The sequence below is a fragment of the Streptomyces sp. NPDC045899 genome (genome assembly GCF_056431485.1).
In genome coordinates this window covers 396183-420277 of sequence record NZ_JBWKKP010000001.1, presented here as the reverse complement: position 1 = coordinate 420277, position 24095 = coordinate 396183, and the positions used below count along the sequence as shown (strand labels likewise).

The 24095-nt window shown below is 71.4% G+C and carries 22 protein-coding genes, 1 tRNA gene and 1 pseudogene; 12 read left to right on the top strand and 12 right to left on the bottom strand.

Translation table 11 applies throughout. The annotated features are described in order from the left end of the window. Positions 1-154: 154 nt before the first annotated feature. The 3 genes from AC07FT_RS01885 to AC07FT_RS01875 all read left to right on the top strand — a co-directional run bounded on the left by AC07FT_RS01885 (position 155) and on the right by AC07FT_RS01875 (position 2769). Positions 155-730: a TerD family protein gene (locus AC07FT_RS01885; RefSeq protein ID WP_479173167.1), complete on the top strand. Its 576-nt coding sequence runs from the start codon at positions 155-157 to the stop codon at positions 728-730. A 51-nt stretch (positions 731-781) separates the two neighbouring features. Continuing rightward, positions 782-1933 (top strand): DUF475 domain-containing protein, encoded by a 1152-nt coding sequence (locus tag AC07FT_RS01880; RefSeq protein ID WP_471194820.1) that lies wholly within the window; start codon positions 782-784, stop codon positions 1931-1933. A 110-nt stretch (positions 1934-2043) separates the two neighbouring features. Next, positions 2044-2769: a TerD family protein gene (locus AC07FT_RS01875; RefSeq protein ID WP_471194822.1), complete on the top strand. Its 726-nt coding sequence runs from the start codon at positions 2044-2046 to the stop codon at positions 2767-2769. A gap of 45 nt (positions 2770-2814) precedes the next feature. Here the strand turns inward: AC07FT_RS01875 and AC07FT_RS01870 are convergent, their stop codons facing one another. Continuing rightward, complete coding sequence (locus AC07FT_RS01870) at positions 2815-3885, bottom strand: TerD family protein (protein ID WP_479173164.1); 1071 nt, start codon at positions 3883-3885, stop codon at positions 2815-2817. A gap of 244 nt (positions 3886-4129) precedes the next feature. On the opposite strand from AC07FT_RS01870, the gene AC07FT_RS01865 reads away from it, so the two are divergent. From AC07FT_RS01865 to AC07FT_RS01850, 4 genes are all read left to right on the top strand, one after another. Beyond that, positions 4130-5317: an HpcH/HpaI aldolase/citrate lyase family protein gene (locus tag AC07FT_RS01865; RefSeq protein WP_432588424.1), complete on the top strand. Its 1188-nt coding sequence runs from the start codon at positions 4130-4132 to the stop codon at positions 5315-5317. A 21-nt stretch (positions 5318-5338) separates the two neighbouring features. After that, positions 5339-7993, top strand: coding sequence for a phosphoribosyltransferase (locus AC07FT_RS01860; RefSeq protein WP_479173162.1), 2655 nt, complete (start codon positions 5339-5341; stop codon positions 7991-7993). Beyond that, a complete protein-coding gene (locus AC07FT_RS01855; protein ID WP_479173160.1) occupies positions 7990-8850 on the top strand; it encodes an HAD family hydrolase in 861 nt (286 codons plus the stop codon). Before AC07FT_RS01860 ends, AC07FT_RS01855 begins: the two co-directional genes overlap by 4 nt. 259 nt (positions 8851-9109) lie before the next feature. Continuing rightward, positions 9110-9724 (top strand): O-methyltransferase, encoded by a 615-nt coding sequence (locus AC07FT_RS01850; RefSeq protein WP_479173377.1) that lies wholly within the window; start codon positions 9110-9112, stop codon positions 9722-9724. A 217-nt stretch (positions 9725-9941) separates the two neighbouring features. On the opposite strand, the pseudogene AC07FT_RS01845 reads toward AC07FT_RS01850, so the two are convergent. The 3 genes and pseudogenes from AC07FT_RS01845 to AC07FT_RS01835 all read right to left on the bottom strand — a co-directional run. Next, positions 9942-10607: pseudogene (locus AC07FT_RS01845) on the bottom strand (DUF4383 domain-containing protein); the annotation flags it as partial. 132 nt (positions 10608-10739) lie between these two features. Continuing rightward, complete coding sequence (locus AC07FT_RS01840) at positions 10740-10973, bottom strand: FmdB family zinc ribbon protein (protein ID WP_479173158.1); 234 nt, start codon at positions 10971-10973, stop codon at positions 10740-10742. A 51-nt stretch (positions 10974-11024) separates the two neighbouring features. Next, positions 11025-12284 (bottom strand): hypothetical protein, encoded by a 1260-nt coding sequence (locus AC07FT_RS01835; RefSeq protein ID WP_479173156.1) that lies wholly within the window; start codon positions 12282-12284, stop codon positions 11025-11027. Positions 12285-12482: 198 nt separating this feature from the next. On the opposite strand from AC07FT_RS01835, the gene AC07FT_RS01830 reads away from it, so the two are divergent. From AC07FT_RS01830 to AC07FT_RS01815, 4 genes are all read left to right on the top strand, one after another. Next, a tRNA-Val gene (locus AC07FT_RS01830) sits at positions 12483-12557 on the top strand. A gap of 92 nt (positions 12558-12649) precedes the next feature. Further along, complete coding sequence (locus tag AC07FT_RS01825; protein WP_479173154.1) at positions 12650-13372, top strand: maleylpyruvate isomerase family mycothiol-dependent enzyme; 723 nt, start codon at positions 12650-12652, stop codon at positions 13370-13372. Positions 13373-13630: 258 nt separating this feature from the next. Continuing rightward, entirely contained in the window at positions 13631-14773 is a 1143-nt protein-coding gene (locus AC07FT_RS01820) for an acyltransferase family protein (RefSeq protein ID WP_479173153.1), read from the top strand. Positions 14774-14945: 172 nt separating this feature from the next. Next, entirely contained in the window at positions 14946-15758 is an 813-nt protein-coding gene (locus tag AC07FT_RS01815; protein ID WP_479173151.1) for a VWA domain-containing protein, read from the top strand. Positions 15759-15783: 25 nt separating this feature from the next. Here AC07FT_RS01815 and AC07FT_RS01810 read toward each other — a convergent pair whose 3' ends face one another. The 6 genes from AC07FT_RS01810 to AC07FT_RS01785 form a co-directional block, all read right to left on the bottom strand. After that, positions 15784-16575, bottom strand: a complete 792-nt coding sequence (locus AC07FT_RS01810; RefSeq protein WP_479173149.1) for an ABC transporter permease — start codon at positions 16573-16575, stop codon at positions 15784-15786. Continuing rightward, positions 16572-17561: an ATP-binding cassette domain-containing protein gene (locus AC07FT_RS01805; protein WP_479173147.1), complete on the bottom strand. Its 990-nt coding sequence runs from the start codon at positions 17559-17561 to the stop codon at positions 16572-16574. Before AC07FT_RS01805 ends, AC07FT_RS01810 begins: the two co-directional genes overlap by 4 nt. Before the next feature lie 85 nt (positions 17562-17646). Further along, positions 17647-18483, bottom strand: coding sequence for a DUF4097 family beta strand repeat-containing protein (locus AC07FT_RS01800; RefSeq protein ID WP_479173145.1), 837 nt, complete (start codon positions 18481-18483; stop codon positions 17647-17649). 95 nt (positions 18484-18578) lie between these two features. Continuing rightward, positions 18579-19097: a toxin-antitoxin system HicB family antitoxin gene (locus AC07FT_RS01795; RefSeq protein WP_432010618.1), complete on the bottom strand. Its 519-nt coding sequence runs from the start codon at positions 19095-19097 to the stop codon at positions 18579-18581. Between the two features lie 267 nt (positions 19098-19364). After that, positions 19365-20000, bottom strand: coding sequence for a histidine phosphatase family protein (locus AC07FT_RS01790; protein ID WP_479173143.1), 636 nt, complete (start codon positions 19998-20000; stop codon positions 19365-19367). Positions 20001-20201: 201 nt separating this feature from the next. Continuing rightward, the gene (locus tag AC07FT_RS01785; RefSeq protein WP_479173141.1) at positions 20202-21167 is read right to left on the bottom strand and encodes an MASE1 domain-containing protein; all 966 of its coding nucleotides are present in this window, start codon (positions 21165-21167) and stop codon (positions 20202-20204) included. Positions 21168-21649: 482 nt separating this feature from the next. Between AC07FT_RS01785 and AC07FT_RS01780 the strand changes: the two genes are divergently transcribed. Then, complete coding sequence (locus AC07FT_RS01780; protein ID WP_471195080.1) at positions 21650-22432, top strand: alpha/beta fold hydrolase; 783 nt, start codon at positions 21650-21652, stop codon at positions 22430-22432. On the opposite strand, the gene AC07FT_RS01775 is transcribed toward AC07FT_RS01780, so the two are convergent. Further along, positions 22413-23210 (bottom strand): lytic transglycosylase domain-containing protein, encoded by a 798-nt coding sequence (locus AC07FT_RS01775; RefSeq protein ID WP_479173139.1) that lies wholly within the window; start codon positions 23208-23210, stop codon positions 22413-22415. The two genes, AC07FT_RS01780 and AC07FT_RS01775, sit on opposite strands and share 20 nt — an antisense overlap. Positions 23211-23383: 173 nt before the next feature. After that, a complete protein-coding gene (locus AC07FT_RS01770; RefSeq protein ID WP_479173137.1) occupies positions 23384-24064 on the bottom strand; it encodes a DedA family protein in 681 nt (226 codons plus the stop codon). Positions 24065-24095 lie beyond the last annotated feature (31 nt).

Sequence of the window (24095 nt, the reverse complement as noted above, 5' to 3'; positions counted from 1 at the left end):
ACGGCCCTCCGTGGGCCGCGTGTGCGCACCACCGGTGGGCACACACGCGGCCCACGGCGGTACCACCGCGTTCCGGCGCCGCATCCCTGTACCTGGCAGGAGTGCGGCGCCGGACGCGCTCAGCGCACGCAACACCCGGGGAGGAACCAGGATCATGGGCGTCACGCTCGCCAAGGGAGGCAATGTCTCCCTCTCGAAGGCCGCGCCGGACCTCACACAGGTGCTCGTCGGTCTGGGATGGGATGCGCGCTCCACCACCGGAGCGCCGTTCGACCTCGATGCCAGCGCGCTGCTGTGCCAGAACGGGCGGGTGCTCGGCGATGAGTACTTCGTCTTCTACAACAACCTCAAGAGCCCCGAGGGCTCCGTCGAACACACCGGTGACAACCTCACCGGTGAGGGCGAGGGTGACGACGAGTCCCTGCTGCTCGATCTCTCCGCGGTGCCGCCGCAGGTCGACAAGATCGTCTTCCCCGTGTCCATCCATGACGCCGATGCCAGGCGTCAGACGTTCGGGCAGGTCAGCAATGCCTTCATCCGAGTGGTGAACCAGGCCGACGGCCAGGAGCTGGCCCGCTATGACCTGTCCGAGGACGCCTCCGGCGAGACCGCGATGATCTTCGGTGAGGTCTATCGCTACGGGGGCGAGTGGAAGTTCAGGGCCGTGGGTCAGGGGTACGCGTCGGGACTGCGCGGCATCGCTCTAGACTTCGGGGTCAACGTTTCGTAAAGCCGCGTACAGCGCGCGGGGGAGACCTTACGAAGAAGGATCGGGTTGCCTGTGCTCCTCAAAACCTTTGGTTGGTCGTTCGCCGTAACGGCGGGTGGTCTGGCCTTGGCCGGCGTCCTCTGGGGGTGGAAGGGGCTCGCGATCGTCGGGATGCTCTCTATCCTGGAGATTTCGGTCTCTTTCGACAACGCGGTCATCAATGCGGGCATTCTTCGCAAGATGAATGCCTTCTGGCAGAAGCTCTTCCTGACCGTCGGCATTCTGATCGCCGTCTTCGGTATGCGGCTCGTCTTCCCGGTGTTGATCGTCGCCGTCACCGCGAAGCTCGGGCCCATCGAGGCCATCGACCTTGCGATCAACGACAAGGAAAAGTACGAACACCTGGTGACGGCGGCCCATCCGTCGATCGCCGCCTTCGGCGGGATGTTCCTGCTGATGATCTTCCTCGACTTCGTCTTCGAGGACCGGGACATCAAGTGGCTGTCCTGGCTGGAGCGGCCGCTGGCCAAGCTGGGCAAGCTGGACACGTTCTCGATCGTGGTCGCGCTGGCCGTCCTGCTGGTCACCGCGACCACCGTGGCCACCGATGTCGCCCACGGGGGCGGTGACAAGAGCGCCACGGTGCTGCTCGCCGGTGTCGCCGGTGTGCTCACCTATCTGATCGTCGGCGGTATCTCCGGCTACTTCGAGGACAAGCTCGAGGAGGACGAGGAGGACGACGAGGAGGAGAACGAGGGCGACGAGAAGGCCGTGGCCGCCGGGAACGGCGGGCAGCGCGGTGGACCCACCGTGGTGGGCCTGGCCGGCAAGGCCGCGTTCTTCATGTTCCTCTACCTCGAGGTCATCGACGCGTCCTTCTCCTTCGACGGGGTCATCGGCGCCTTCGCCATCACCAACGACATCTTCGAGATGGCGCTGGGTCTGGGTATCGGCGCGATGTACATCCGGTCCCTGACCGTCTACCTGGTCCGCAAGGGCACCCTGGACGAGTACGTCTACCTGGAGCACGGCGCGCACTACGCCATCGGCGCGCTGGCCCTCATCCTGCTGGCCACCATCAAGTTCGAGATCAACGAGGTCATCACCGGCTCGGTGGGTGTGTTGCTGATCGGTGCCTCGTACTGGTCCTCGGTGGTCCGCAACCGCCGGGAGACCGAGGGCGAGGGAAGCGGGGAACAGACGGAAGTCTCCTCCGGAGTGTGACCGGGGGGCGTTTGAGGAACGCTCTGAGCGGGGCGGCCGAGAGTTTCAGCTCCCGGCCGCCCCGCGGCAGTTCACGCAGGCGGGAGCCATGAAGGGTGGGGGTGTGCACGATGGCGTTCTGGAGCAACTGGGGGCGGGCCGCGTGGCGCGAGTTCGACAGCGGTGACGCGTCCGGAGTGGTCGAGCTGACCAAACGGCACTCCATGATCTCCCTGACCAAACAGGGCGCCGCCAGCGGCAACCTCCGGATCAACCTCTCCTGGCAGATGCGGACCTCGGACTTCAACGAGTCCGGCCGCGGCTCGCTGCGCCATCCGCTGCGGATGTTCAAGCCGCAGGTGGTCCAGGCCCAGGGCCCCGCGATGGTCAACGTGGACCTCGACCTGGCGGTGATGTACGAGCTGAAGAGCGGCACCAAGGGTGTGGTCCAGCCGCTCGGCAACTTCTTCGGCAATCTCAACGAGCCGCCGTACGTCAAGCTCAGCGGGGACGACCGGTTCGGCTCGGGCTCCGGCGAGACGATCTACATCAACATGGACCACAAGGACGACATCAAGCGGCTGCTGGTGTTCGTCTACATCTACGACGGCACCCCCGCCTTCGACCGCACCCACGGCATGGTGACGCTCTACCCGAGCAATGGCCCCCGGGTGGAGATCGCCCTCCATGAGCGGGCCCCGCAGGCCCGCTCCTGCGCCGTGGTCATGATCGAGAACGTCAAGGGCGAGATGCTGGTGCGCCGCGAGGTGAAGTACGTCTACGGCTTCCAGGCGGAGCTGGACCGGCTGTACGGCTGGGGGCTCCAGTGGGGCCGGGGCTACAAGGCCAAGGTCTAGGTCCGAGGGACCGGGATCCGGCCCTGCGGCCCCGCGCCCGCCGCGCTAGCGGTTCTGGAACTGCGGCCCCTGCGGCGGCAGCGTGAAGTTGGGGTCCGGCACCGGCGCGGGCAGTGGCGGCGGGGGCGGTACCGCCCCGGTGGGCTGCATCTGCTGCGGATAGCCGTACGCGGGTGGCTGCGGGTAGCCGTACGACGGCTGGGCGTAGGGCTGCTGTCCCGGGGCCGGATAGCCCGGGGGCGGCGGAGGCGGTGACGAGGGCTGGGGCGGCACATGGCCGTAGCCGTCGCCCTGCGCCGCTGCCGGGGGCATCCGCTGTGGGTCCCACGGGTCCGGCGTCGGCCCCTGGGGGCGCGGCTGGGGCTGCGGCGGCGGAAAGCCGTACCCGGTCCCGGGCGCGGGCACCTGTGGCGGCAGCGCCTGGGTCTCGGCCTGCGACGGGGTGGGCGAGGACGGCGGCGGGGTCGGCGCGGAGGACGGCGGTGGCGGGGTGGTGGACGCCGACGGGGGCTCGGTGGCGCTCTCCGGCCCGTCCGGCTTCTCCCGCGCGGACGCCGCGCCCCCGCCCTCACCGTCGTCCACCGAGATGCCGTACTCGGTGGCCAGGCCCACCAGACCGGACTCATAGCCCTGGCCCAGTGCGCGGAACTTCCAGGTGTCCTTCCGCCGGTACAGCTCCCCGCAGATCAGCGCGGTCTCCGCGCCCGTCTCCGGCTGCACCTCGAAGACGGCGATCGGATCCGCGTCCGCCGCGGCCGTGGCGTCGTACAGCAGCAGGCTCAGATCCCGCACCCGCCCGAACGGGCCGCCGTCCGCGGACGCGGCCAGCACCACCCGGTGCACCCCGGACTCCAGACCGCCCAGCTCGGCCTCGATGGTGTCGGTCAGCCCGTCCTGCACCCGCTTCTTCGGCAGGTGGCGGACCAGGCCCGAGGGGTGGCGCGGCTGGTTGTAGAAGACGAAGTCCTCGTCCGAACGCACGCGGTCGTCCCCGGCCAGCAGGAGTGCCGAGGCGTCGACATCGGGTACATCGGTGCCGGGGGTCCAGCGCAGCACCGCCCGTATCACCGTGGTCTCGAGCGGGATGTTCGATCCCTTCAGCATCGCGTGCGTCATGACCGCAATCCTGCCCTCCCGGACTGCCCCGGGACAACGCAGGGTACGGGGGCGGGGGCGGTGCGCGTCCGGTGCGCGGGGGCGCGGAACCGGCCGGGGACCGGAACGGACATGAATCCGACCCCGATGAGTTACGCGATTTTCACGGTCTTGGGGAACTTTTGACCCTTCCCCGCACGTACGATTATCGGCCAGTCGGGGGTCGCCACGGCCCGCACCGGGTACTGGTAGCACGGGGAGATACATGAGGCATTTTGGACACCTGCCGGATGAGGTACGGTCGGGCCTCTTTCACCGGGAGCCCGGTGAATTCACCGTGGCCTCGCCCGCCAGAACCCTGGCGGTCGCCCTCGGTGCCACCCTGTACTCGCCCGCCACCCGGCCCCGCCTCGCCGATGACATCGTCAAACAGGCAGGTCGCGGTGTGGTGTCCATGGTGCTCTGCCTGGAGGACTCCATCCATGACGCCGAGGTCACCGGCGCCGAGGAGAACCTCGTGCAGCAGCTCGGCGCACTCGCCGCACGCGGTGCGGAATCCGCCCTGCCGCTGCTGTTCATCCGCGTCCGCACCCCGGAGCAGATCGTCGACCTGGTCCGGAGGCTGGGGCCGACCGTCCGGCTGCTGTCCGGATTCGTACTGCCGAAGTTCACCGAGGAACGCGGCGCCGCCTTCCTCGAAGCACTGATCTCCGCCGAGACCGCCGAGGCCACGGCCGCTCTCGGCGGACGGCGGCTCTTCGCGATGCCGGTCCTGGAATCCCCCGAGCTGATGCACCGGGAGACCCGCACCGAAACCCTCAGCGGTATCGGCCGGATCGTCGACAAGTACCGGGACCGGGTGCTGGCACTGCGGCTCGGCGTCACCGATCTGTGCTCCACGTACGCGCTGCGCCGGGCTCCCGATATGACCGCCTACGACGTCCAGATGATCGCCTCCGTGATCGGGGACGTGGTGAACATGCTGGGCCGGGCCGACGGCACCGGCTTCACCGTCACCGGACCGGTGTGGGAGTACTTCAAACAGCATGAGCGGATGTTCAAACCGCAGCTGCGCCTGAGCCCCTTCAGCGGCCGCGCGGAGGCGCTGCGCACCGCGCTCATCGAGCACGACATGGACGGTCTGCTGCGCGAGATCGAACTGGACCGGGCGAACGGCCTGATGGGCAAGACCTGTATCCACCCCACCCATGTCGCCCCGGTGCACGCGCTCTCCGTCGTCAGCCACGAGGAGTTCAGCGACGCGGCGGACATCCTGGAGCCCGAGCGGTACGGGGGCGGGGTGCTGCGCTCCTCGTACACCAACAAGATGAACGAGGTGAAGCCGCACCGCGCCTGGGCCGAGCGCACCATGCTGCGCGCCGAGGTGTTCGGCGTCGCCCGCGAGCACGTGAGCTTCGTGGAGCTGCTGTCGGCGAGCGTGCGGACGGCCTGAGACCTTCTGAGCATGAGCGGAATGAGCGAGAGAGACGAGGCGTACGGCGTGGTGTGGTCGGGACAGTGGGTCGCGGACCGGCTGGGGGTTCGGCTCGACGGTGGTGCGGAGCTGACCGGGTTGCTGGGACTCGCGCTGCGGCGCAACCCCAAGCGCGCCCATCTGCTGGTGTCGAACGTGCTCGGCAAGCATGTCCCGCAGCGGCCGGCCGCGGTCCACGGCGCGGGCGTGGCACTCGGCCACCGGGTCCGGGAGCTGCTGGGCGACGAGGCCGCGGCGCGCTCGGTGGTGCTCGGGTACGCCGAGACGGCCACCGGCCTCGGCCACAGCGTCGCGGACGGTCTCGCCCTCGCGCCGTACCTGCACTCCACCCGCCGCCCGGTCGACGGTGTCGCGACGGTCGGCGGTTTCGAGGAGGAGCACAGCCACGCCACCTCCCATCTGCTGCTGCCGGAGGACCCCGGGCTGCTGGGCGGCGACGGTCCGCTCGTCCTGGTCGACGACGAGTTCTCCACCGGCCGTACCGTGCTCAACACCATCGCCGCCCTGCACCGGCGTTTCCCCCGCGAGCACTACGTGGTGGTCGCCCTGGTCGATATGCGCTCGGCCGAGGACCGCGCCCGGCTGGACGCGTTCACGGCCGAACTCGGCGCCCGGGTGGACCTGATCGCCGCGGCGACGGGCACGGTCCACCTCCCCGAGGGCGTTCTGGAGCGCGGCCGGCAACTGGTGGCCGCGCACGAGCCCGCCGACGGGTCCGCCGATGAGCCCAGCTCCGCCGATGAGCCTGAACTCGCCGGGGAGTTCACCCCGCCCGCCGTCCCGCGGGTCGAACTGGCCTGGCCCGAGGGGCTGCCCGACGGCGGCCGCCACGGCTTCACCCCCGCCCACCGCATCCGGCTGGAGACGGCGCTGCCGGAGATGGCGGCGCGGCTGGCCACCGAGCTGCCGGTGCCGGCGGACGGCGCCCGGGCCCGCGTTCTCGTCCTCGGCTTCGAGGAGTTGATGTACGCGCCGCTGCGGCTGGCCGAGGCGCTGGACGACGCGCTCGAGGGGGCCGAGGTGCGCTACTCGACGACCACGCGGTCGCCCGTGCTCCCCGTCGACGACCCCGGCTACGCCATCCGCACCCGGATCGCGTTCCCCGCCCATGACGATCCGGCCGACGGCCCCGGCCCGCGCTTCGCGTACAACGTGGCGCCCGGCGGTGACCCCGCGCGCCGCTTCGACGCGGTCGTCGCCGTGGTCGACTCGGCCGCCGACACCCCCGCGCTGCACGCCCCCGGCGGACTGCTCGCCCGGCTGGCGCCGCACACCGACCGGGTGCTGCTCGCCGTCGTCCCGTCGTACGTCCCCGCCGCCTCCGCCGCCGGGCCCCCCTCGCCACCCCCCGTCACCCGCACCGAACGACAGGCCCCCCGTATGCCGCAAGCCCCGCCCGAGCCCCTGCGCGGACCCGATTTCTCCTCCTACGCCCCCGAGGACGTCGGCTGGCTGCTCCAGGACTTCTCGCACGTCACGCTGGAGGCCCCCACCGAGGAGCGCGAGGAGGCGATCCAGAGCGGCGGCGCGCACTACGCCGAGTCGCTGCCGCAGGAGTACCAGCCCAGCGAGGCGTACCAGGCGCTGTTCCGCAGCGCGCTGACCGCTTCCGCGGCCCGGATCGCGCGTGCGGTCGGCGCCGTCACCGAGACCGTGCTCGCCGAGCGCTCGCCGCGCCCGGTGCTGGTCTCGCTGGCCCGCGCCGGAACGCCCGTCGGTGTGCTGATGCGCCACTGGGCGCGCCACGCGCACGGGCTCGACCTGCCGCACTACGCCGTCTCCATCGTGCGCGGACGCGGTATCGACACCGCCGCGCTGCGCTGGCTGGCGGACCATCACGACCCGTCCGACATCGTGTTCGTCGACGGCTGGACCGGTAAGGGAGCGATCACCCGCGAGCTCGCGGACGCGGTGGCCCCCTACCCGGACATCGACCCGCGGATCGCCGTCCTCGCCGACCCCGGCCGCTGTGTCGAGACCTACGGCACCCGGGACGACTTCCTCATCCCCTCCGCCTGTCTCAACTCCACCGTCTCCGGGCTGATCTCGCGCACCGTGCTCCGCGCCGACCTGGTCGGACCGGATGACTTCCACGGTGCGAAGTTCTACCGCGAACTGGCCGGATCCGATGTGTCCGGACTCTTCCTGGACACCGTCCGCGGCCACTTCGAGGCGGTGACGGAACAGGTCGCGGCCGACGTCAAGCGGCTGGCCGCCGAGGACCGCACCCCGACCTGGGAGGGCTGGGCCGCCGTCGAGCGGATCAGCGAGGAATACGGCATCCACGACGTCAACCTGGTCAAACCGGGCGTCGGCGAGACCACTCGGGTGCTGCTGCGCCGCGTTCCGTGGAAGATCCTCGCCAAGCGGGGTGCGGGCGCGGACCTGGACCACGTACGGCTGCTGGCCGAGCAGCGCGGTGTTCCGGTGGAGGAGGCCGACGACCTGCCGTACACCTGCGTCGGGCTGATCCACCCGCGCTACACCCGCGGAGCCACCGGAGCGGACGGAAAAGCGGTCCAGGTCACAGCCGATGGCGGCGAGGTCGGCCAGACTGTCTCCGACAGCCCTATGGCTGAAAATAATTCATCAGACGAGAACATGGTCGAGAGCAGAACGGCGGACGCAGGATGAGTGTTGTGGTGGCGAGTGACCTCGACCGCACCCTGATCTACTCGGCGGCGGCGCTCGGCCTGGACGTACCGGACCCCGAGGCCCCGCGGCTGTTGTGCGTCGAGGTGTACGAGGGCCGTCCGCTGTCGTACATGACGGAGACCGCGGCCGGGCTGCTCGCCGAACTGGCGCGCACCTCCGTCTTCGTACCGACGACCACCCGCACCCCCGAGCAGTACCGCCGGATCCGGCTCCCCGGCCCGCCGTCCCGCTTCGCGATCTGTGCCAACGGCGGCCATCTGCTGGTCGACGGCGAAGCCGACCCCGAGTGGCACAGCGGTGTGCGCGCCCGCCTGGACGGCGAATGCGCCCCGCTCGCCGAGGTCACCGCCCACCTCGGCGCCACCGCCGACCCCGCGTGGCTGCTCAAGGAGCGGGTGGCGGACGATCTGTTCGCCTATCTCGTGGTCGAACGGGACCGGCTGCCCGCCGAGTACGTCACGGAGCTGACGGAGTGGGCGGAGGCGCGCGGCTGGACCGTCTCGCTCCAGGGCCGCAAGCTCTACGCGGTGCCGAAGCCGCTCACCAAGAGCGCGGCGGTGGCCGAGATCAAGCGCCGTACCGGGGCGGACGAGGTGCTTGCCGCCGGTGACTCGCTGCTCGACACCGATCTGCTGCTGGCCGCCGACCGCGGCTGGCGGCCGGGCCACGGAGAACTGGCCGACGCCGACTGGACCGCGCCGGAGGTGACCGCGCTCGAGGAGCGCGGTGTCGCGGCGGGCGAGGCCATCATCCGCGCCCTGTCCGAGCGTGCGTCGGTCACCTGGGCACGGGCGCGCAGCGAGGTCATCCGCGCGGTCTCCCGCGGCCGGGGCTGACCAGCCGCGGTCGCGTCCTGCGTCGAGGTCCAACCGGCCCTGGTCCGCCGCCTGTCCGGCGTCGGCCGGGGCCGGGCCCGGGTGCGGACCGAAGGGGCGCCGCCGCGATCCCGAACACACTCGAATCCCCCGTCGGCTCGGGTTACAGTCGCCGTGACCTGGCCGTCCCGCGCCCATGCGGGCAGTCGAGCGCAGAGATGAAGGGGGATCCGTGGCCGAGAGCAAGAGCACTCCGATCACACCCGAGCTGTACGAGTACATGCTGCGGCACAATCCGCAGCTCGACCCCGTCCAGCGGGAGCTGGTCGAGGTCACGCACACCCGGCTCCCCCAGTACGCCGGGATGCAGTCGGCCGAGGAGCAGGGCCCGCTGCTGGCCTTCCTGGTCCGGCTGACCGGTGCCCGCCACATCGTCGAGGTCGGCACCTTCACCGGCTTCTCCGCGCTGGCGATGGCGCAGGCGCTGCCCGAGGGCGGCAGGCTGATCGCGTGTGACGTCTCCGAGGAGTGGACCGCGTACGGGCGGGAGGCGTGGGCGAAGGCGGGCGTGGCCGACCGCATCGACCTGCGGATCGCGCCCGCGCTGGAGACGCTGAGGGCGATGCCCGCCGAACCGCATATCGACCTCGCCTACCTGGACGCGGACAAGGCCAGCTACATCGACTACTGGGAGGAGCTGGTGCCGCGGCTGAACCCCGGCGGGGTGATCGTCGCGGACAACGTCTTCTTCAACGGGGACGTCACCGATCCGGCGGCGACCGGCAGCGGCGCCGCGATCAAGGTGTTCAACGAGCACGTGGCCGCGGACGACCGGATGGAATCGATCATGCTGACGGTCGCGGACGGACTCACGCTGGCCCGTCGCCGCGGCTGAACCGGCCGCGGAGCCGGCGCCGGGGGCGGCGGTGGTCCCCGGCGGAAGGATCTCCGGACCGGTCGTCGGGCCGGTCCATGGCGCCCCACTTGCCGGGCGGTTGATCGCCGCGGGACCCGCTCTCGCGGGATGCGCGCTCAGGTGATCCGCCGTCGTCCCCGGCCGCCTGCCTCCGCTCGCCTCCGGACTCGGCGGGCTGGTCCAGCTTGCCCCATTTACCGGGCGGCTGACCGGCCCGTTCGTCCCGTTCCTCGCCTTTCGCCGTCCCTCCCGCGCCGCGCTCGACGGCACGGTGCCGGGTGGTGGTGCCGGACGCGCGCGCCCGGTCCTCGCGTTCGGCCAGATCGGGGTGGCGGGCCCGCCAGTACGGGTTGTCGTGCGGCAGCTTGCTGCTGACCCGCCCATACATGCCGAACCACATCAGCATCAGCCCCACCACAAAGCTGAACAGCACGTTCTGGAGGCGGAAGGCCAGGGGGTTGAACTCCCGCTCCAGCAGGGCGAGATTGACGAATCCGCTCAGCAGGAAGAGGACGCCGAGCACGATGTTGAGCGTCGAGGCGAAGTTGCCGCCGATGACCATGCCCACGAAGAGCAGCACACCGATGGCGATGGACAGCACGCTCAGCGCGCCGTTGGTGTTGAGCCCGGCGACGGTGTTGTCACCGGTGGCGAAGAAACCGATCTTGTCGATCAGACCGAGGATGCCGAAGGCGACCAGGACGAGCCCGGTGAGCCCGGCGCCGACGCGGTAGACCTTGCTGAGCCCGTGATCGACGGGCAGGTGCTCGTCGAGTGTGGTGTGCCCACCGATCCGCTCGGGGAAGTGCCGCGCGATTCCCGCGGGGTGCGCTCCGATGGGGGAGGGGCGGCCCGTAGCCATCTGCGGCCTCCTTCGCTTCGCCGGACCCCGGCGGCGCCGTCCGGACCGTACGCCGGGGCCGTACCCGCGGGCCGTACCGCACCCGTGCGGGTACGCAGGTACTTCCCAGGATCCGCCCCCGGCCGGATCCCCTCAACCGCAGCAGCCACCTCCGCAGCAGCCGCCCCCGCCGCCGCCCTGGGGCCGCGGCGGCGCGGCGGCCGCGCCGGAGGCACCGGCGGTGCCGGTGACGGCCACGGTGGACAGCAGCTTCACGGTGTCGTCATGTCCCGCGGGGCAGGACGCGGGTGCGCCGGACTCGGCCATCGGCCGGTTCAGCTCGAAGGTGGTGCCGCAGGAGCGGCAGCGGTACTCATAGCGAGGCATGGCAGGAGCATAGCCAGCGAAGGCCAGGTCAGGGCGGTGAACCGGGAGTGCTCAATGGCCGCCGCGCTCGTCACGGATCTCCTGCACAACCCGGCCGACGGTCTGCCGCACCGCCGCGGTCTCGGAGAGAAAGTGCCACCAGTCCGGGTGCCGACCCTCCAGCCCCGCGACGGCGCGCTCCAGCCGCCCCACCGCGTCGTCCAGCGGGCGCGCATGGCGCGGGTCCGGGGTGCTGCGCCCGGCCATGGCCAGCCGCTGGGCGTCACGGATGGCGAAACGGGTGCGCTCGACCTCCTTCTGGTGGTCGAAGGACACTTCGTCCAGCCGTCGCAGCCGGTCACCGGCGGCGGAGACCGCGTCGTCGGTGGTGTTCAGCAGGGCCCGTACGGTCGTGAGCAGCGCGGTGGCGTCCGGCCAGCGCTGCTCCTCGCGGGCCGTCTGCGCCTCCTTGAGCTTCGCCTCGGCCCGGGCGACGTCCCGCTCGGCCTGCGCGGGGACGGGCTGGAGGTCCTGCCAGCAGGCGGCGCTGTAGCGACGGCGCAGCTCACTGAGGACGGGCTCGACCCCGGCGGCCCGGGTGGTGATCGCCTGGGCACGGGTCCGCAGCGACACCAGCCGCCGGTCGATCTCGGCGGCCCGCTCCGGCAGCCGCTCGGCCTCGCCCCGGACGGCCTCGGCCTTGCGCAGCACATCGTCCGCGCGCCGGATGGTGTCCTGCACACCGTGCTGCCCGGCCCCCTGGTTGAGCTTGGTCAGCTCGGGGGACAGGGCGGCCAGCCGCGCCGCGAGATCGTCCGCCCGCAGCCCGGAGGCCCGCACCGCGTCCAGCGCGTTGGTGGCGGCGAGCAGCGCCTGCCGCGCCCGCTCCACGGCGGGCGCCAGCCGCGCCAGCTGCGTCTCGGCCTGCTGCAACTGCGGGCCGAGCCCCTGCGCGAACCGGTCGAGCTCGGCCTTGGTGCGCAGCAGCTCGTCCCTGGCCCGGGTCAGATCCATCCGCGCACGGCCGGCGGTGGCCCCGTCGAGGTCGTCCCGGTCGAGGTCATGGGCGTCGACCGCGGTGATGTAGTCATGGCTGACCTGGTCGATCCGCTGTCCGAGCGCGGCGAAGTCGGCAGCGGTGCGGCGGGCGGCGGGGGAGTCGTCCACCGCCGTGATCGTCTCTATCGAGATCCGCAGATCGCGCTGGGCGGTGTCCAGCTCGTAGAACGCGGCCGCGGCCGCGTCCCTGGCGGCCTGTGCCTCGGCCCGCTGACTCTCCCCACGCCCCCCGAACCAACGCCGCCCGCCCCCGCCACCAGGTGTCGCCGCCACTTCCCTCTCCCAATGGATCGCCCGTGGGATCGCCATGGATCGCCCGTGGGCCCGGATGTCATTCTCCCACCCGTCACTGACGTGCACAGGGGGCCGGGCGGTTCGCGTCGGACGGGCGGGTCGCGGTACGCCCGTACCGCCCCGGAAACGGGGATTGCGGGGCCGCCCAGCGGACACGGTAGGCTGACCTCTCCTCCGGGGCGCATAGCTCAGCGGTAGAGCGCTGCCCTTACAAGGCAGATGTCGGCGGTTCGAACCCGTCTGCGCCCACCAGCACGAAGGCCCCCAGCCGATCATGGCTGGGGGCCTTCGGCATCCGCGGATGACATCGGCTTCGTCCTGCGCGGACGGTCTACGCTGCGACAGTGGTCAACTTCTCCATGGCTCCTGACGCACTGGTGTCCCGCGTCTCGCGAGCCCACACCCGGGTGCTGGAACTGCTCGACGGGCTCGATGACCGGCTGAAGAACGCGGACTCCGCTCTGCCGGGGTGGACCCGCGGTCATGTCCTCAAACACCTCGCGGACAACGCCCATGCCTTCGCACGGCAGGCGCGGAGTGCGCTGAGCGGCGAGCTGATCGAGCTGTACGACGGGGGGCAGAGCGGCCGTGACCTGTCCATCGAACGGGGCGCGGCCCTGCCTTCGGTACGGCTGCGCGATGAACTGGAGCTGGCCCAGCGGGATCTGGAGGACGTGTGGCGCGGGCTGACGCCCGCGGACTGGAGTCGCCCGGTACGGTTCCGCCACGCCACCGTGCTGGACACCGCGCTGGCGCGGTGGCGGGAGGCGGAGATCCACGCCGTCGACCTCGCGGTCGGCTACCGGCCCCGCGACTGGCCACTGGACTTCGCCCTGCACGCACTGGAGTTCCTGGCACCCCGCGCCCCCGCCGGGACGCGGCTGGTCCTGCGCGCCACCGATCACGCGTTCACGGAGACCTGGGGTACGGGAAGCGCGGTGGAGGTCACCGGGGCGGTACGTGACCTCGCGGCCTGGATGGCGGGCCGTGACCTCGACGCCGAACTCCGCTCGAGCGTCGGTGCGTTGCCCGAACCGGGCCCGTGGCCGCCCGATCCGGCGGACTGAGGACCTGGGTTTTCCGGCCGGGGCAACAAGGGCCCAGAACCACGGGCTCCGCGTACGCCGGGGCCGTCACGTCGGCGCGCCATAGGCCATTCGGGTGAAGTGTCCTCTCCCTCGCTATGCCGTGGCGCGCGGCGGTGGGTCAATCGTGGCTATCCGCGTGATGGGCCGCCCAGCTCCGCACGGCCACGGTCGGACAGCCATGCCGATTCCGGGTGACCGGCGGCGTCGGGCCCGGTGCCCATCGGTGGGAGGTCTCATATGCGCCATATGCTCCAACCGCCGTCCCGCCGTGGTGCCGTGGGCAGCGCCCGCGAAGACGGCACGGGCTCGCCCGCCCAGCACCTGCCCTCGCTGACCGGTCTGCGCTTCGTCGCCGCCGGAGGCGTCGTCTACACCCACAGCTTCCTGCTGATGAACCCTCATGCCGAGGAAGAACTGCGGCCCGAAGTGTGGGTGGGCGCGAGTGCGGTGTCGCTCTTCTTCATACTGAGCGGCTACGTGCTCACCCATTCCGCCCGCGCGACCGACACCACCCGGGCGTTCCTGCGCCGACGCGTCGCCAAGATCTTCCCCAATCACGTCGTCACCTGGTGTGTGGTCGTGACCGCCCTGGTCATCACCAGTACGGCGGCGACCACGAGTGCGACCGGGATCGCGGCGCACCTGTCCAACCTGGTCCTGGTCAACACCTGGATTCCCGGTGAGCGTTTCGTACTGGCGGGGAATCCACCCTCCTGGTCCCTGGCCGCGGAGATGTTCTTCTATCTCCTCTTCCCCTTGCTCCTGCCCCTGATCAACCGGCTGTCGCGCCGCGGTCTGCTCCTCGGCGCCGGTACGGCCATCGCCCTCACCTGGACCTGGCCGGTGATCTGCGCGCTCATCGTGGGTCCCGACGGCACGGCGTTCTTCAGCTTCTGGTCCGTGTATCTGCTGCCCCTCGCGCGGCTGCCGGAATTCGCCCTCGGCATGATGACGGCTCGTATCGCCATCACCGGCATCCGGCTGCCCCGGATCGGCGCCTTCGCGGCGGGGCTGAGTGTCATCGGCGTCATCGTCTTCGGCAGCAGCTACCTGCCACAGACCTGCACCTACGCGGCCGCGACCGTGGTCCCGATCGTCCTGCTCGTCCACGCGACGGTGGAGCTGGACCGACAGGGCAGGCCGTCGCTGCTGCGCACCTCACCCGCGGTTTTCCTCGGCGAGATCTCGTACGCCATGTATCTCGTCCACGGCATGATCCTGGCGCTGGTGGTCATGCCCCTCAGAGACCGGGAATGGCATCCCGTCGCGATATTCCCCCTGGCGCTTCCGCTGGTCGTGCTGGCCGCGTGGTCGCTGTACCGGGGTGTGGAGAGCCCCTGTATGCGGCGCTTCTCCAGACCTCGCGCCCGCACGGCGTGACGCGGCGGGGGCGGCTGCGCATCGCCGTTCCTCGCGCTCACCGGTCCCACGGGCAGCAGGGTCGAGCCCGCCATCGCTGCGGTGGCGATCGCGGCGATGGCCCGGGGCGTTCGCGACGTGGTTCCGGTGGGAGGGGGACACGCCGCGCCCGGCGGGTGCACACTCTCTGCGTATGGCCATCGACTATCGCAAGCGCCCGCGAATCGACTACCGCAAGCGACCTGGGCCCGAGCCCGCCGGGACGGAGCCGGACGTCCGGGCCGCCGGGGTGAGTCCGGAGAAGGTCGCCGCGCGGGCGCCCGGGCTGGTCGGTCTGTACGAGTCGGCCGCGGTGTCACTGGCGAAGAACCGGGTCGACGGGCAACGGGCCGCCGTGTACCTGGTGCTGGACCGGTCGGGGAGCATGCGGCCGTACTACCGGGACGGGTCGGTGCAGCACCTGGCGGAGCAGACGCTCGCGCTCGCGGCGAACCTCGATGACGACGGGGTGGTGCCGGTGGTGTTCTTCTCCACCGGTGTCGACGGCACCGCCGAGATCAGCCTCGACGCCTACCAGGACCGGATCACTCCGCTGCACGACACGATGGGGCATATGGGCCGGACCAACTACCACGTGGCCATGCAGGCGGTGATCGACCACTACGAGGCGTCGGGGGCGCGGGACCCGGCGTTCGTCGTCTTCCAGACCGACGGCTCGCCGACGTCCAAGACGGCCGCGGAGCATGTGCTGTGCACGGCCGCGCGGTTGCCGATCTTCTGGCAGTTCATCGGCTTCGGCCATGACGAGTTCCGCTTCCTGCGCAGACTCGACGAGTTGCCGGTGCCGGACCGGCGCGTGGTGGACAACGCGGGGTTCTTCGCCGCCGGGGCGTCACCGAGGTCGCTGACCGACGAGGGGCTGTACGACAAGCTGCTGGCGGAGTTCCCGCAGTGGCTGACCGCCGCCCGGGCCGCCGGTGTGGTGAGGGCGCCCTCACCGAGGTGAGGACGCCCCTTCCGCAGGACACCGCCTAGCGGCGGATGCCGCGGTTGAAGGTGGTGCGCGCCCAGAGGTAGCCGACGAGGGTGAGACCGAGGCACCAGGCCAGCGCGATGTAGCCGCTGCTGCCGATCTCCGTGCCCATCAGCAGCCCGCGCAGGGTCTCGATGAGCGGGGTGAAGGGCTGGTACTCGGCGAACCAGCGCAGTCCGGTGGGCATGGACTCCGGCGGCACGATGGCGCTGCCGATGAAGGGGAGGAACTGGAGTGGCATCGGGATGTTGCTCGCGGTCTCCGGGCTCTTGGCGACGAGGCCGATCCCGGCGGAGAGCCAGGTGAGGGCGAGCGTGAGCAGGATCAGCAGACCGGCGGCCCCGAGCCACTCCAGGGGTGTGGCGTTCGGGCGGAAGCCGACGAGGAGCGCGATGGCCACCACGAACACCAGGCTGATCGTGGTCTGGATGACACTGCCGAGCACATGACCGGTGAGGAACGACGCCCGGGAGATGGCCATCGTGCGAAAGCGGTTGACGATGCCCTCGGTCACGTCGACGCAGACACTGATGGCCGTGACCAGGGCCCCGGAGGTCGCGGCCATGAGGATGATGCCGGGCGCCACGTAGTCGATGTAGTCGTCGCCGCCGGTGGGCATCCCCTCGATACCGGTGCCCAGCGCCGAGCCGAAGGCGTAGTTGAAGAGCAGCAGCATCATCACGGGCATCACCACGACCGTGACCGTCAGGGACGGATAGCGCAGCGCGTGCTTGAGATTGCGCCGCAGCATCGTCATGGAGTCGCTGATCGCGTAGGACGGTGAGGTCATCGGGCGCTCCCGGGAACGGCACCGGCCGCGTCGCCCGGACGGGGGCGACCGGTCAGGGTGAGGAAGACATCGTCGAGGTCGGGGGTGTGCATGGTCAGCGACTCGGCCACGATGCCGGCGCCCTCCAGTACGTCGAGGACCGCGCGCAGGGTGGGGATGCTGCCGTCGCTGGGGATCCGGAGGGTGAGCGACTCGGGGTCGCGGGTGACGGCGCCGAAGAGCGCGGCCGCCGCGTCGAGCCGGTCCGGATCGGCGAACCGCACCCGGAGGTGACCGCCGGGGATGCGCCGCTTCAGCTCCTCCGCGGTGCCCTCGGCGACCAGTGTGCCGTGGTCCAGGAGGGCGATGCGGTCGGCGAGTTGGTCCGCCTCCTCCAGGTACTGCGTGGTGAGGAAGATGGTGACGCCGTCGCGGGTCACCAGGTCGCGGATGATCTCCCACATGGTGCGGCGGCTGCGCGGGTCGAGACCGGTGGTCGGCTCGTCGAGGAAGACCACCCGTGGATCGCCGACCAGGGTCATCGCGAGGTCCAGCTTCCGCCGCATCCCGCCCGAGTAGGTGACGACGGGCTTGGCGGCCGCCTCGGTCAGGTCGAAGCGGCGCAGCAGTCCGGCGGAGCGGCGGCGGCCCTCGCGGCGGTCGAGATGGTGCAGATCCGCCATGAGCATCAGGTTCTCCTCGGCGGTCAGCAGGTTGTCCACCGCCGAGAACTGCCCGGTGACCCCGATCGCGGCGCGTACGGCGCCGGCGTCGCGGACCAGGTCATGGCCCGCGATCCGCGCCTCACCCGCGTCGGCGGCGATGAGGGTGGACAGGATCTGCACCGTCGTGGTCTTGCCCGCGCCGTTCGGGCCGAGCAGGGCGAAGACGGTGCCTTCGGGGATGTGCAGGTCGATGCCGTCGAGCACCACCGTGTCCCCGTAGGACTTGGTGAGTCCGGCCGCGGCGATGGCCGGTGGGGAAGCGGCCGGGGCGGACGCGGTCACGCCGGACACGGTCGTGGAAGGTCCAGCAGGCATGGCGGGCATGTCTGTTCCGCTCTCTTCTCGGGACGGGTCGGGACGGGTGGGATCAGGCGCGACGCACGTCGATGTTTCCCCAGCGGGTCCGGGCCCGGACCTCGACGGTGTCATCGGTCTTCTCCGGTGGGGCGGAGCCGGTGAGGGTGTTGCGCACCTGTCCGCGCTCGCAGCTGACGTCGAGCCAGGCGGCGGTGCCCTCGCGTACGCCGATCTCGATGGACCCGTAGGAGGTCTGCAACTGGACCGCGCCGGAGGCGACTTCGGCCACCCGCAGGGTTCCGTGGGCGGTGGTGGCGGTGACCGAGCTCTCGGCGCGGGCGATGTCGATGTCGCCGTGGGCGCCGCGCGCCCGCAGCTCACCGGTCGCGACGCCGACGGTCGTGTTGCCGTGGGAGTTCTTCAGGACGGCGGGGCCGTCGACGAGGCCGACGCGCAGGCTCCCGGAGCTGGTGGTGATCTCGGCCGTACCCTCGACCCGGTCCACGGTGATCGAGCTGTGGGACGCGGTCAGCTTCAGCGGTCCGGTCGTGTCGAGGCGGACATCACCACCCGAGGTCTTCATCTGGGCCTCGCCGAGCCGGCCCTCGCCGCGGACATGGGTCCAGGAGCCGGTCAGATCGACGCGCGAGCCCGCGGGCAGCTCGACCGACACATCGACGGCGCCGGTGGGCCCGATGAGACGGCGCTCCTTCGTCCTGATGGTCAGAACACCGCCGGTGTACATGACGTCGGTCTGTTCGGCGGCCCGTACGTCCTTGTCCCGCGACGGGCTGCCGGGCCGTACCTCGACGACGGTGTCGGGGCGGTCGCTCGCGGTGAATCGGATGGAACCGGCGCCCACGTGGGCGTTCACGGAAATCGGTTCGGGGGTGTCGAAAGAAGGCATGGCTGTCCCGTCCTCCTGAGGCTTCAGACCGTCCCCGCTGGTGGGACGTGATGTGGGTGAGGTGGTGCGGACGAGGTGGTGCGGAGGAGGGGCGGCTAGCGCACCCATCCCGTGAAGCTCTGCCCGACGGTGTGGGCCCTCTCCGGCGCACGCGGCCGCGTGCCGCCGTCGACCGCGGCCGACACGGCACGCACCAGCCATGCGTTGACCGACAGACCCTCGCGGTTCGCGGCCTCCTCGGCGCGCGCCTTGAGGTGGGCGGGCAGTCGCAGATTGACGCGGGCGGTGCCGCCCTCGTCGGCGTCGGCCGGGGCCGGGGGCATCAGGGGTTCGGCGGGCGCGGTCGGCTCCGCGGGGGCGCCCTCGTCGGTGGGCGGTGGTGTCACCACGAACTCGGGGTCGAGGCCGCGGAGCCGTACGTCGACCGAGCCCGGCGCCAGCTCGCTGGTGACCTCGCCCATGGCGGCGGACAGTGCGTTGAGCAGGGTGAGCCGGGCGGCCGACTCCAGCGGTGCGGTGAGCCGTTCGGCCAGGGCGCGGGCTTCGTCCCCGCCGGCGTCCGCGGCGACCGCGAGCTCGTGCCGGAGGTTGTCGACGTAGGGCGTGAGGTCCATAGCGCCATCATGGCACATGAGTGGCACTACGTCGATACTAATTGGCTCAACGTGGCACCGAATGGTGCCACGATGGCGCCTCGGGTGGTCATGGCGGTGTCCGGGACCCCGTGATGACGGCGGTCCCGTTGTCAGTGCCCGGTCCTACGGTGGGTCCTGTCCTTATTCACGCTTGCTGGGCTGCATGCGACTCGGACACGGCGGGGGCCGGACCTGACAGCGCGGGTCCGGCCTTCGCCGTGCCCCCGGCCGGGCCGCCGCGGAAGGTCACGGCATGTCCCGCAGCTCCGGCCCCAGCCCCGTCCAGCGCAGCTCCGAGGACAGATGCGCCATGTCGTTCCAGAACACCACCGACGCCGGGCGGCCCGGCGCCGGATAGCGCAGGACGGTCAGCGCCGCGTTGCCGTGGTTGAGCCCCAGCCAGCGCCAGTCGGGGGCGCCGAGTATCTCCCGCACGAGCCAGCCGATCAGGAAGTTGTGGGTCACCACCAGCTCGTGGCGGTCTTCGGTGCCCTCCACCGGACCGGTGAAGCGCTCCACCGCCTGCCGGGCCAGCAGTGGGCCCTGCTCCCGCTCCGCCGCCGGGAACCGATGGACGAAGTCGAGCAGGTAGTCGGCCGAGTCGGCGGGCAGTTCGGCGCGCTCGGGGGTGTGCGGGACATAGTCCCCGGCCGCTGCGCAGACGTGCGCGGGGACATCGTCGAGCTGTTCGCCGATCAGCCGCGCGGTCTGGGTGGTCCGGGGCAGCGGACCGTGGTGGACCGCCGACAGGGGTACGCCCCGCAGCCGCTTGCCGAGCAGTACGGCCTGGCGGCGGCCCACGGCCGTCAGCTCGCTCTCGTCCTCGGTGGCCTCGCCGTGCCGGGTCAGATACAGATAGCGGGTGGCTGTGGTGGCGGTCATCGTTCCCTGTCGTTCCGTCGGTGCGCGGCTCCCCGGTCGGACCGGGTCGGGGCGCGCTTGCCCAGTCGCGCGCCCCTTCGCGTACGCCCCCACTGGGTGCGCCCGTTCCGGCGCGCCCCTGGACGCGTACGCCCCCGTCGCGCGCCATGTTCCGTACGCCCTGTCAGACGGAGTCGCGCCCGCCCGGGTTCCCGCGCGCCGCTACGGCCGCTCTTCCGGCGGTTCCCCGTCATGCGGCCGGGACGGCCAGGTGCCCAGGGTCTCGTCCGGTGCCAGCCGGACGACCACGTCCGCCAGCTCCGCGCACACCCGCTCGATCTGCCGCCGGGTGTTGTTCCGTTCGGCGATGATCGCCGACAGCAGCAGCGCGGTCAGCGCGGTGGTGCCGTTGAACGCCTGGAGCGTCACCATCTGGGTCAGCAGCGCATCACCGGCGAACGGGCCGATGTCCACGGCCGTCGCATGGATCGCCAGGACGGAGACGATGAACGAACACGGCGCCGCGCCCGCCAGCTGGAAGCGCAGCGCCGCCCAGATCAGGAACGGGAAGACGAGGAAGAGCAGACTGGCGACGCTCTGGGTGGCCACGAGCGTGACGGCCGCGGTGCCCGCCAGCAGGACCACCGCCTCCAGCCAGCGGGAGGGGCGGACCCCGCGCGGCGGGCGCGCCCCGCGCAGCGCCAGCAGCAGCGGTGTGATCACCAGTACCCCCATCGCGTCGCCCGTCCACCACACCGACCAGGTCGGCCAGAAGCCGTCCGTCCCGAGCGCGTCCGCCAGGACGAGCACGGTCGTGCCGACGGTGGCGCTGATCAGCATCCCGAGCAGCGCGCCGAGGAAGACCAGGGCCAGCGCGTCCCGGAGCCGGTCCAGGGAGATGCGGAAGCCCACCCGCCGCAGCAGCAGGAAGGCGCAGAACGGGGCGAGGGTGTTGCCCGCGACGATGCCGGTGACGGCGAGCGGCGACGGGCCGATGGGGGCGTTGACCGCGAGCGCGCCCAGCGCGATCCCCGGCCAGACGGCGGGGCCGAGCAGCAGCAGACAGGCCAGCGCGATCCCGGTCGGTGGCCACAGCGGGGTGACCTGGTCGCGCACCAGCTCCTGCAACAGCCCGATCCTGGCGCCCGCGTAGTAGAGGGCGGCCACGGCCACGATCCGCAGAACCATGGCACCGTATCGCCGGATCCCCTCGTCGCGCGCCACAGCCGCCATCTGACTACGCCCGCGTCCGCGCGGTACGGCTGACACGCAGACGGGCCCGGGGACCCCGCCCGTACGGGGGAACGGCGCCGGGGAGCCTGGCGCGGGACGGGTGCCCGGGGTGGGGGCCGGGTGTCCGTCAAGGCTGTATTGACACCGTAATCCGGGGGTTCTAGCGTCCTGTCCACGGCGGTCCGGACCAATCAACTCATGTGTCATAACGGCCAGTTGGACCGAGTGCGGTCCAGTGTGGGCGCCGGCTGCCGGACCGCGCACCGCGGTGCGATCGGTCGGTTCGTCAAAATCAAGCAAGAATGTGGCGAACCTCGTGAACCACCCCTAAGCTCCCCCGGCACGGAGCACACACCACGTCCACGATGTGGACTCCCACCACATCAACGGGACGGCCAGGGGCCGCGTGCCCGCATTCGACTGGGACCGGAGGTGCCATGGGGCCCATCGTTCCACCCCTCGTTCCACCGTATGAGACCGTCGGGGACGGTCCGCACCATGTCATGGCGGTACACGGCTGGTTCTCGGACCGCTCCGCGTACGCCGCGATGCTGCCGCACGTCGACCGGCGGGCCTTCACCTACGTCCTGCCCGATCTGCGCGGCTACGGGGAGGCGCGCGACATCCCCGGCGCGTTCACCACCGAGGAGGCGGGGCGGGATCTGCTCGCCCTCGCCCACCACCTCGGCTGGGACCGCTTCTCGCTCATCGGACACTCGATGGGCGGTGCCGTCGTCCAGCGAGTGGTGGCGGCCGCTCCGCACCGCGTCCGCCGGCTGGTCGGGGTGGCGCCGGTGCCCGCGAGCGGGGTGCCGATGGAGGGCGAGCAGTGGGAGCTGTTCGCGGCGGCCGCCGAGCGTCCGGAGAACCGGCGGGCGATCATCGACATGACCACCGGCAACCGTCATCCGGCCGCCTGGCTGGACCTGATGGTGCGGCATTCGCTGCGGCGCAGCGACGCCAAGGCGTTCCGCGCCTGGCTGGACTCCTGGGCCCTGGAGGACTTCCACGAGGAGATCAGCGGCACCGTGGTGCCGGTCCGGGTGGTGGTCGGGGCGCACGACCCGGCGCTCACGGCCGAGGTGATGCGGCAGACCTGGCTGCGCTGGTACGCCGACGCCGAGTTGGTCGAGCTGCCCTGCGCCGGGCACTACCCGGCCGATGAGACCCCGCTGGAACTGGTCCGGGCCGTGGAGGACTTCATCGCCGCCGACGGCTAGCGGTCGGCACGGTGGCGCCGGGGGCGGTCGACGGCAGGGCCGTGGCCGCGTCCGGCGCGGGTGACAGTACGGTGGACGCCGCCGTGACGCCGGACGACGGGGCGGAGCGGGTCGAGGCCGAGGAAGAGGAGGGGGCCGAGGAAGCAGAGGGGGAAGAGGAAGCGGGGGCGCCGTGCTTCTTCGAGCCGTGCTTCGCCTCGTTCTCCTGGTACTTCTTCTCGGCCTGCCGGTACTTGGGCAGCAGATCGTTCACGATCTTGTCCACATAGCCGCGTGTCTCATCCATCTTCGGCATGCCCCCGGCCCTGAGCACCGCGTTCGGCCCCGCGTTGTACGCGGCCAGCGCGAGCCGGGTGGACCCCCGCCGGGTCGAGCCGCCGGGGACCTCCTTGACCACGGTGTAGAGATGGCACATGTAGCGCGCCTGTGAGGGGATGGCGTCCCGGGGCTCCCAGACGTCGGCCCTGCCGTCCCCGTCGCCGTCCCGGCCCCATTCCTTCCAGGTCTGCGGGGCGAACTGCGAAATGCCCTGGGCCTGTCCGGAGTCGGCGTCCACGCGCCAGCCGCTCTCCGCGTCGATCTGCGCCGCCAGCAGCGGAACACTCAGGGGTGAGCAGACCCGCGCCGCGACCTCCAGCACCGGACGCCGCGACTCGGGGATCACCGGCAGCTCGGGCTTCGAGGGCTCGGTGAGCTGTCGTACGACGAGGACCGCGGCGACGACCAGGGCGAGCCCGGCCACGAACGCCGCGACGAGCCGGGTGGTACGGCTCAGCATGCCGGACCCGGCAGGGAAGGGGTGCGCATAGGGGGACGGTAGCCGGAATCCGGTGCCGAGCCGTAATCGCCGGGTGACACTCGGCCGATGCGCAGATGGACCGCCGGTGGCCGCCGGCCGTGGCTCCGGCCCGGACCGGCCCGGGCCTCAGCCGCGCGGGTCCGGCCGCCGCCTCACCGCTGCCGGACCGGCTGACCCGCCGTGGCCGCCACCGGCACCCGGCCCGGCTCGTCCCCATCGGGGCGCCTCATCACATAGGCCGCGCCCGCACCCGCCCCGAAGAGGGCGAGCACCGAGACCGCGGTCCCGGCCCAGGTGGCGCCGAGCCACTGGCCGCCGATGTATCCGAGGGTCACGCTGTACGCGGCCCACGCCAGCCCGGCCACCGCCGACCAGGGCAGGAACTCCTTCACCCTGCGGTGGGCGGCGCCGGCGCCGAGGCTGACGACTGAGCGTCCGGCGGGCGCGAAGCGGGCTATCACGACCAGCGGACCGCCGCCCCGGATCAGAGCGGTGTCCAACTTCTCCTGCGCGTTGGTGAGTCGGCGCGAACGAGCAATGGCTCGATCCAGTCTGTCGCTGCCACGCCAGGCCAGCCGATAGGCGACCATATCGCCGAGGACGGAGGCGGTCGCGGCGCAGAGCACCAGGGCCAGCATCGCGGGGAAGTCGGCGGCGTCCGCCCGGCGCACCACACCGAACGCGTCGACGGTGGTCCCGGCGGCGGCGGTGGCCGCGGTGATGACGAGCACCCCGCTGGGCAGAACGGGCAGGAAGACGTCGAGCAGTACCGACAGCGCGATCACCGCGTAGATCCATGGGGTGTTGGTCAGCGACCCCAATTGTTCCAGCACCGTTCTTCTCCCGATCCCGTTCCCCCCGCTG

Excerpts from the sequence above, each read along its gene's own strand:
- AC07FT_RS01885 (WP_479173167.1), top strand. The coding sequence starts at position 155 with ATGGGCGTCACGCTCGCCAAGGGAGGCAATGTCTCCCTCTCGAAGGCC.
- AC07FT_RS01855 (WP_479173160.1), top strand. The coding sequence starts at position 7,990 with ATGAGTGTTGTGGTGGCGAGTGACCTCGACCGCACCCTGATCTACTCG.
- AC07FT_RS01790 (WP_479173143.1), bottom strand. The coding sequence starts at position 20,000 with ATGACCGCCACCACAGCCACCCGCTATCTGTATCTGACCCGGCACGGC.
- AC07FT_RS01840 (WP_479173158.1), bottom strand. The coding sequence starts at position 10,973 with ATGCCTCGCTATGAGTACCGCTGCCGCTCCTGCGGCACCACCTTCGAG.
- AC07FT_RS01870 (WP_479173164.1), bottom strand. The coding sequence starts at position 3,885 with ATGACGCACGCGATGCTGAAGGGATCGAACATCCCGCTCGAGACCACG.
- AC07FT_RS01785 (WP_479173141.1), bottom strand. The coding sequence starts at position 21,167 with ATGGTTCTGCGGATCGTGGCCGTGGCCGCCCTCTACTACGCGGGCGCC.
- AC07FT_RS01810 (WP_479173149.1), bottom strand. The coding sequence starts at position 16,575 with ATGACCTCACCGTCCTACGCGATCAGCGACTCCATGACGATGCTGCGG.
- AC07FT_RS01875 (WP_471194822.1), top strand. The coding sequence starts at position 2,044 with ATGGCGTTCTGGAGCAACTGGGGGCGGGCCGCGTGGCGCGAGTTCGAC.
- AC07FT_RS01775 (WP_479173139.1), bottom strand. The coding sequence starts at position 23,210 with ATGCTGAGCCGTACCACCCGGCTCGTCGCGGCGTTCGTGGCCGGGCTC.
- AC07FT_RS01860 (WP_479173162.1), top strand. The coding sequence starts at position 5,339 with ATGAGCGAGAGAGACGAGGCGTACGGCGTGGTGTGGTCGGGACAGTGG.
- AC07FT_RS01820 (WP_479173153.1), top strand. The coding sequence starts at position 13,631 with ATGCGCCATATGCTCCAACCGCCGTCCCGCCGTGGTGCCGTGGGCAGC.
- AC07FT_RS01780 (WP_471195080.1), top strand. The coding sequence starts at position 21,650 with ATGGGGCCCATCGTTCCACCCCTCGTTCCACCGTATGAGACCGTCGGG.
- AC07FT_RS01795 (WP_432010618.1), bottom strand. The coding sequence starts at position 19,097 with ATGGACCTCACGCCCTACGTCGACAACCTCCGGCACGAGCTCGCGGTC.
- AC07FT_RS01865 (WP_432588424.1), top strand. The coding sequence starts at position 4,130 with ATGAGGCATTTTGGACACCTGCCGGATGAGGTACGGTCGGGCCTCTTT.
- AC07FT_RS01815 (WP_479173151.1), top strand. The coding sequence starts at position 14,946 with ATGGCCATCGACTATCGCAAGCGCCCGCGAATCGACTACCGCAAGCGA.
- AC07FT_RS01850 (WP_479173377.1), top strand. The coding sequence starts at position 9,110 with ATGCTGCGGCACAATCCGCAGCTCGACCCCGTCCAGCGGGAGCTGGTC.
- AC07FT_RS01800 (WP_479173145.1), bottom strand. The coding sequence starts at position 18,483 with ATGCCTTCTTTCGACACCCCCGAACCGATTTCCGTGAACGCCCACGTG.